This is a genomic window from Paenibacillus sp. Y280 (genome assembly GCF_056786335.1).
Map to the genome: position 1 here is coordinate 1 of NZ_JBXCIW010000046.1, position 7340 is coordinate 7340.

The 7340-nt window shown below is 42.2% G+C and carries 7 protein-coding genes and 2 pseudogenes; 6 read left to right on the top strand and 3 right to left on the bottom strand.

Going from position 1 to position 7340, the window contains the following annotated elements; genetic code table 11:
* Positions 1–317 precede the first annotated feature (317 nt).
* The 4 genes and pseudogenes from AC1TPC_RS26575 (at position 318) to AC1TPC_RS26590 (ending at position 2919) form a co-directional block, all read left to right on the top strand.
* Positions 318–935, top strand: coding sequence for a sigma-70 RNA polymerase sigma factor region 4 domain-containing protein (locus AC1TPC_RS26575; RefSeq protein WP_482069736.1), 618 nt, complete (start codon positions 318–320; stop codon positions 933–935).
* A gap of 5 nt (positions 936–940) precedes the next feature.
* Complete coding sequence (locus AC1TPC_RS26580; RefSeq protein WP_236339854.1) at positions 941–1123, top strand: YvrJ family protein; 183 nt, start codon at positions 941–943, stop codon at positions 1121–1123.
* The gene (locus tag AC1TPC_RS26585) at positions 1110–1355 is read left to right on the top strand and encodes a helix-turn-helix domain-containing protein (protein ID WP_482069737.1); all 246 of its coding nucleotides are present in this window, start codon (positions 1110–1112) and stop codon (positions 1353–1355) included. The genes AC1TPC_RS26580 and AC1TPC_RS26585 overlap by 14 nt, the downstream gene beginning before the upstream one ends.
* A 218-nt stretch (positions 1356–1573) precedes the next feature.
* A pseudogene (locus tag AC1TPC_RS26590) lies at positions 1574–2919 on the top strand (IS4 family transposase).
* Between the two features lie 217 nt (positions 2920–3136).
* Here AC1TPC_RS26590 and AC1TPC_RS26595 read toward each other — a convergent pair.
* Positions 3137–3640: a hypothetical protein gene (locus tag AC1TPC_RS26595; RefSeq protein WP_482069738.1), complete on the bottom strand. Its 504-nt coding sequence runs from the start codon at positions 3638–3640 to the stop codon at positions 3137–3139.
* Between the two features lie 358 nt (positions 3641–3998).
* The gene (locus AC1TPC_RS26600; RefSeq protein ID WP_482069739.1) at positions 3999–4886 is read right to left on the bottom strand and encodes an alpha/beta fold hydrolase; all 888 of its coding nucleotides are present in this window, start codon (positions 4884–4886) and stop codon (positions 3999–4001) included.
* A 288-nt stretch (positions 4887–5174) separates the two neighbouring features.
* On the opposite strand from AC1TPC_RS26600, the gene AC1TPC_RS26605 reads away from it, so the two are divergent.
* Positions 5175–6026, top strand: a complete 852-nt coding sequence (locus tag AC1TPC_RS26605) for an Rpn family recombination-promoting nuclease/putative transposase (RefSeq protein WP_482069740.1) — start codon at positions 5175–5177, stop codon at positions 6024–6026.
* A gap of 362 nt (positions 6027–6388) precedes the next feature.
* Here AC1TPC_RS26605 and AC1TPC_RS26610 read toward each other — a convergent pair.
* Positions 6389–6664, bottom strand: a pseudogene (locus AC1TPC_RS26610) (C40 family peptidase); the annotation flags it as partial.
* 94 nt (positions 6665–6758) lie between these two features.
* Between AC1TPC_RS26610 and AC1TPC_RS26615 the strand changes: the two are divergent.
* Positions 6759–7085 carry a transposase gene (locus tag AC1TPC_RS26615; RefSeq protein ID WP_482069741.1) on the top strand — a complete coding sequence of 109 codons (327 nt, stop codon included), beginning with the start codon at positions 6759–6761 and terminating at the stop codon, positions 7083–7085.
* The last annotated feature ends 255 nt before the right edge of the window (positions 7086–7340 follow it).

The window sequence follows — 7340 nt, forward strand, 5'->3', positions numbered from 1 at the left end:
AGACAAGCTGTTGCCTTGGTCAACATCGCTACCGCTGACTTGCCACGTGTTTAAATCTTAATCCAGCTTATCTTAGCTCTCATCTGATGACAAGGTGGGGGCTATTTGACGCTTACGTATAAACGCACGCTGTGCCTTATTTGTTTCGTCTATATAACGTTTTTCATAATTTATGGTATTCAAACCTTTTCACAAAGGACAGAAGAATTTATAATAAAATAGGAACATTTGTTCTTAAATGGTTGTACTTTTTGATGGTTATGACACTGTATTAAGTAGGAATCTAAAATCAATTTTGTCGAAAGGAATGACTTCTTATGCGAAAAAGTAATCACACTCCTTCCCCTCTTTTTGATGTCGAGATAGCACTACAGCATCCTGTTCTCCGAGGATTTTGCTCACACCCTGCAAACGTAAATTTGGTTAGCAAATACTTTGACGATACCACTCCAGAAAACCTGGAAAAACTTAATCTTTCGTTTAAAAAACATTTCTTTGCTCTTCGTTTCACCAAATATCTTAATTCACTGATTACCAACGGGAGAATAGATTTCGTCAGAAAAGTTAAACGTTCGGAGGAAAGGGAACTTACCATTTATAACAAACAAATATCGGATGAGGAAGAGGCAGAGATTGGTGAAATGCTGTCTTTTGTTTACAGTGGTGATGATTTACCGCAGGTTACCGTAGATCCTACTGTTTTTCAAGAGCAGCTAAACAATGAATGCTTGTATGAGGGCTTTTCTAACCTTACTTCCAAACAAAAAATCGTTGTTACACTCGCATACTCAGCGCTTTCAAAGGATAGCGAGATAGCTGTAATGCTTCATGTTACTCAGCAAGCAGTATCTAAAACGAGGAAAACAGCTATACAGAAAATTCGACAGTATTTTCCGCTTTATCACAGTCAAATACCTATTAGGACGAGGAGGTGAAAGACATGGATCAACCCCAATTTATTACTTTGGTTACATCATTGATTGGAAACTTCGGTTTCCCCATTGTTGTGACAGGGTATTTGTTGCTTCGCTTTGAAAAAAAGATCGACTCCCTTACAAACACGATGCAGGAGTTCAAGATTGCTTTGACAGGAGAGAGTGATAAGAAAAATGACAAACGATGAGCTCTTTGAAACCGCCCAGCGAGCACAATACGGTGATCGTCAAGCAATGCAAAAGATTATCGAAGCGTATTACCCCTTGATAAGAAAACAAACAAGAACACTAGATCCGTCAACCTCTAAAGATTTTGAGCAGACGATAATTGAAAAAATAGTACGCGCTGTTCATAATTACGACATAACTTCTCTACCGGACTTCATTACCTTCTGTCAAACAAACACTCTACCAGAATAAATCCATTGTGATATGGCCGGCTATCGCGCCGGCTTATGCGTTATCACACATAGTATTTATAACTCAACTTTCGCAGAGACAAAAACAGTCTAATCGCTTGAGTTGCTTGGTGTCATGATCACTTGTATATAAGGGTTGACGAAATGAAAAACACCGTTCTGTTTGGTATAATTGGAATTGTCGAGATCCCAAAACCACACAGAAAAGGTGTTTCCTATATGATAAATCAAAACGAGCCATTTGATCAACTGCCAAAAGAAATCAAGCCAGCTTTCAAAGAATTGAACATGCTCAAACACCTGAATGCCGCTGGATTTAAAAAGAAATTCGGCTTTACATGTGCCTACTTGTTTCGTCTCGTGTTTATCCTTTTATTCCACCAGAAGAACTGGTTTCGCCTTCTCGAAAGCAAGAAGAGTGAATCATTTCCAGGAAAAGATACGGTATATCGGTTTTTGAATCATGCCGGATATGCATGGCGCCGGTTTCTAACGTCCTTAAGCGTTGAAACCGTTCACTGACCTCGGATAACCGAGTGACGGCGTTCATCTTCGACGATTCCATGTTTGAACGTAATCGCAGTAAAGCTGTGGAACTTCTGGCGCGATTTAAGGATCATGCAACAGGCGCGTTCTACAAGGGCTTTCGTATGCTGACAATGGGGTGGTCGGACGGTCACACGTTTCTCCCGATGGATTTTTCCTTGCTCAGTTCGATTAAGTCAGGAATTAACGGTATTACAGATGGAATTGATAAGCGAACCGTCGGATATAAGCGTCGCCAAGAAGCTTTACTTACGGCCCCCCAGGTGATTGTTGCCATGATTGATCGCGCAATCGACGCCGGACTATCGGCTTCATACGCACTTATGGACAGTTGGTTCACCCATGCTCCTCTCATCCAAGAAATCATAAACCGTGGGCTGCACGTGGTCGGCATGGTTAAAAACGACAACAAGCGATACCTCGTGGACGGAAAACGATTGTGCCTCAAAGCGTTGTATGCTGCTGCGCCGCAGGTAGAAGGCAAAAACCGTAACATTCTGCGTTGTATCCGAACGCACCTCGTTCCGGGGATTCCTGTGATGGTCGTGTTTGTTCGTCATCGCTCCAAGAAGAACGAGTGGCTAGCGATTCTCTCGACTGATCTGACTTTGACCCCGCAGGAAGTTATAAGCATCTACAGAATGAGATGGGACATCGAGGTCTTCTTTAAGTGCGTCAAGTCGCTTTTGCGTCTGCAAAAGGAGTTCCAAGGACGCTCCTATGATTTGCTAGCCAGCCATACGACAATCGTATTCTCCCGCTACATTCTACTGGCGTGGCAGCATCGGCAAAGCACCGATCATCGCACACTTGGTGGCTTGTTCTATCAGCTTTGTGATGAAGTCAGCACGTTGGACTGGGTTGTTGCTCTACAGCAGCTGGTCGAATTAATTACCGAGATTATAACAAAGGCAGGAAAGAAGATCACAAAATTAATTCAGAGTCAACTTCAACAATGGATTGCAGGTTTGCCTAGTTATATCAAGGCTTATCTGCCTATTTCGAGCTGCGAAAGTTGAGTTCTTAATAAGGCCACATGAGAAATCGATGACGCTCTCCTTCCCATGAGAGGTTATCCAGTCAAGTAACTGATCTTTTCGCTCCTGAGTCATCTCCACAGTAACAGTGAACATAAAATCATCACGCTTTTATAGTTTAGTTTGAAACCCATTAGACTTAGTAGTACGTGATTATTGAGCTATACTTCCAGTTAGTTTAGAGACTGTGCTATACTCTTTATTTGTTAACTAAAAAGGGAACCGTCTTCATACTTACTTTTTTATTTTCAGATTCTATCTTAAATAATAGTTCTTCCTTTGCTGCTGTAAAAATTCGAATTGGGTTACGCATAGAAACGAATAGCTCGCCTTTGGAATTCGGCTTAAACAATACTTCATCTTCAAGTGATCCCACCCTTATATTTACGTTCTCTATTGGACCAAACATCACTCCAGGAGAGATACCATTATCTACCATTAGAGAAACTGTATATTTTTCTCCAGGATTCAATCCTTCCGCGTAAATAATACAATCAGCACCACTTTCTTCAAAAATAATAATTGCTCGTCCTATTCCACTTTCAAAAGGTAGTTCTTGCAACTGCTGAGGCTTTGATAATTTTAAGACTTCATTTTTCGTTGTTTTTTCAACCTTAGGTTCCGTATTAGAACATCCAATAGAAACTACCAATAATGCTACTATAACTAATAGCCGAAGTGTTATTTTATAAGTTGTTTGCATTTATAGACTTCCTCTCATATTTTGTAAGTATAGTCGTATTAAAACAAAGCCTAGTTGCGTCCTGTCTTGGTGTTTATTTATGTAACGGTCTCATCCATTTGAATTTGAATTTCAATTTCATTTATTAGATCATCTAATTTTACCGCTGCTTTTTTCTTCATTTCACTCCTGTCCTTTCATATCCCTTACAGTTTATTCAATATACCTGAATAAATCAAAGAGGAGATGCTTTAAAAAATGCAACTCCTCCTGACTATTGTTATCCCTTAGCTTAGCAGTTACCTTTTCGATCATTTCACGAATCTTGGCGGATTACGGATCGATCTTGCTCTGTCCACATAAAATGCTCTTCAGCACGTCAGTCCCGGCCCGCCTCGTAAAACTTCTGAGCCACCATCTCCGGCCTTGTGCGAGTATCCGTAATGTGGTCCCCATCACCAACGATAAGGCGGAACTGGCCGAGCCGTGTGGACATATGCGGATGCCAGCCGAAGCCCTCTCCTTGTGGCAATGCATTATCTTGATAAAAATATACATAACTTCTCGGTATAGGCAACTCATAGAACGCTTTAAGATCCAGCTTCTCGAAAAACGGTCTAGCCGGTTCCGGAGTGAGACCTGCATACATCCGTCTGGCTTCCTCCAATGTGGCCGTATTGACGAACAAATCCCGAAACAGCAGAAACGGAAGCATGATCGTATCATCCTTCGAGCCGGCTCTGAGTTGCTCGAATCCTCGTCTCGTTTGAGGCGGTAACTCGTCGGCAAGAGATTCACCATCTTTCAGTACGAACGCGTCCCAGAAGACGAGGCGCTTGATGCGATCCGGTACCTGTTCTGCAACCTTTTGGATGACAGTTCCGCCGAAGCTGTGCCCGACGAGAACGAAGTTGCGTAGGTTCAGTTTCGTTATGAAATCAACGACGGACTTCGTGATCATCGCATGCGTAACATCTTTGTTCGGATCTTTGCCGTGACCTGCGTATTCCGGCGTATAGACGGCATGCCCTTGACTGCGCAGCACCGCCGCTACGCCGTCCCAGAAGTGAGAGTCAGACCAAGAGCCATGTACAAGCACGAAGGTAAGCCGTTGTTGTGCGGGTACACGGTATCTTTCATCCCATTCGAAGCCACCATTGCTCCTGAGCCACCATCCTTCAGAATAAGGGGAAATATAATAACGGCGGGGCGTAAACCAATAATCAGGATTGGGGAATTGATGAATTTCTTGGAAATAAGGAAACATGTACAAGACATCCTCTCAAATCGACATATATAATCAGCTTATGCCCATTGCGTTTGGGAGGTTCCCACACTCGATCCGCCGAAAAAAGCCGCCACCCCGACCCCAACCACCAATGTGATATGGCTCACCGTAACGATTGATATGGTAAACTCGGATGGTTCATATATTTCCTTACAATAGCTTATAACTGATCAAGCAGATACGCGAATTCACTAACAAGCGTGTCTGCTTGATGTGTCTAAGAACTTTGCTACGTGATATACTAATAATGAATGGAGTTGATTACGGATGAACAGACTGCTCGATCCTCGAAATGATTTTTTATTCAAACGCATCTTCGGTAGTGAAGAAAACCGGGATGTGTTGCTTGCATTCTTAAACACAACATTTATCGATGCTGGTAGGCCGCCGCTAACCGAAATCATTCTGTTGAATCCTTATACCGAAAAGGACGCTCCCCGTGATAAGCAGTCCATTCTTGACATGCGTGGCAAAACAGCCGAAGGTGAACTCATCAATGTTGAGATGCAACTGTTCAACAAATATGACACCGAGAAACGAACCATGTTTTATTGGAGCAAACTATACAGCGGACAGTTACAAGAGAGCCAATCCTATAAAGTGTTGAAAAAATGCGTGACCATCAACATATTAAATTATTCAGTCCTGCCAAACGATCAATATCATAATGTGTTTCATTTACGTGAAGACCGTACTGGCATTCCACTTATTGATGATATAGAACTACATTTTCTCGAATTGCCAAAGCTCGGTGAGCACGCTGCCCCCGTCGAAAGCGGCGGATTGATAAATTGGTTACTGTTCTTGAAGGGTGTCGATAAATCCAATTGGGAGGTGCTGACGATGAACGAACCAGTATTGAAAAAGGCTATGGATACGTTAGAATTTCTTAGTCAAGATGCAGAGGCCCGCAGATTGTATGAAGACAGACAGAAATACCTGCATGATGAGGCTTCTATGATTGAAGGGGCACTAGCTGAAGGCCAAGCTCGTGGTGAACGAAGAAAAACAGTTGAAATGGCTTTAGAGCTTCTCTCTCATGGTGTCGAAATCTCCATAATCGCTAAAGCCTCAGGGTTATCTGAGTCTGAAATCTTGGCTATGAAGAAGCACAATTAAATAGCCTGCCCGAAAAGAGCCGTTTAACAAAAACAGGCTCTTTTATTATGCTAAAGTTCTCATAAAACGGTTACCATTCCCGCAGCTCCCAGATCCGAAAAATCCGGAAACGCTAGACAAGCTGTTGCCTTGGTCAACATCACTACCGCTGACTTGCCACGTGTTTAAATCTTAATCCAGCTTATCCTAGCTCTCATCTGATGACAAGGTGAGGGCTATTTGACGCTTACATCTATATAGACTATTAATTTCCCCGTTCTAATCCTTCTTATTCAAGAAAATAAAAACGAAAAAAATCACTCCTAATCCCACTTGAGGATTGAGTGATCTTTTTTCCTTCAAATCTTAAAAATATCGCGCTCCTACTTAATTACCCGTCTTGCTACAACAAATCTATCTTTATAATAGTTGTTCTTATAAATGTTTGTAATAATAACATCTCTCTTGGCGGTAATGTTATGAATCATTTTTCCGTCGCCAATGTAGATTCCAACATGACCGACATCCTTTTTGTTTTTACTGTTGAGCCAAAAGAAAACAAGGTCGCCTTTTTTAAAGTTTCCCCATGAAACCTTCTGACCAACTCTTGCTTGATCGTCATCATCTTTATTAACAAGTTTGACACCGACATTTGCAAGTCTGTACGCAAGATATGTCTATTTAGCCCCTATTTAGACTTGGACAGTACACCCCTTACTTAGATACAATGAAATCAGTGGAGGGGAACACAATATGACGAAGAAACAGTACGACTTAAACTTTAAGAAAATGGTTGTTGCTAAGGGCAAAGAGATTGGCAATATGACAGCGGTAGCGCGTCAACATGAGCTTGATCCTAAGATGGTTCTCAGATGGGCTAGAGAGTTAAACCGTAAGGATCTGGATCAGTTGGACGGGAACAGCATCAAGCAAGCAAAGTTTGTTCCTACTGCAGAAGATTATGCACAGCTTGAAAGAGAAAATGAAAAACTAAAGAAGCTCTATGCAGAGCAAGCCCTAGAGAGGGATATTCTCAAAGACCTACTAAAAAAAACGAACCCGCACTTGCGGATAAAATAGAGATTGCTCAGAAGTATATCGTACAAGGGTATAGCATCAGCTTCGTGCTGCGTGCTGCGTGTACTGGAAGTAGAGCGATCCACGTACTATTCACATGTTAATAGAAGGCGGCAAGTTCAAGAGACTATACACAGGGTTGGTCGCCCCGCACCTGGTTTTTCTTATACACAAGACGGCAAGCCCGTTAGCGATGAGCAAATCTGTGAATGGGTCATGGAATTCTTAGCAGGAGAAGGCGCTGCGTACGGCTATCGC

Bases quoted from the DNA above. Each gene is read 5' to 3' on its own strand.
- AC1TPC_RS26575 (WP_482069736.1), top strand. From the start codon at position 318: ATGCGAAAAAGTAATCACACTCCTTCCCCTCTTTTTGATGTCGAGATA.
- AC1TPC_RS26580 (WP_236339854.1), top strand. From the start codon at position 941: ATGGATCAACCCCAATTTATTACTTTGGTTACATCATTGATTGGAAAC.
- AC1TPC_RS26585 (WP_482069737.1), top strand. From the start codon at position 1,110: ATGACAAACGATGAGCTCTTTGAAACCGCCCAGCGAGCACAATACGGT.
- AC1TPC_RS26595 (WP_482069738.1), bottom strand. From the start codon at position 3,640: ATGCAAACAACTTATAAAATAACACTTCGGCTATTAGTTATAGTAGCA.
- AC1TPC_RS26600 (WP_482069739.1), bottom strand. From the start codon at position 4,886: ATGTTTCCTTATTTCCAAGAAATTCATCAATTCCCCAATCCTGATTAT.
- AC1TPC_RS26605 (WP_482069740.1), top strand. From the start codon at position 5,175: ATGAACAGACTGCTCGATCCTCGAAATGATTTTTTATTCAAACGCATC.
- AC1TPC_RS26615 (WP_482069741.1), top strand. From the start codon at position 6,759: ATGACGAAGAAACAGTACGACTTAAACTTTAAGAAAATGGTTGTTGCT.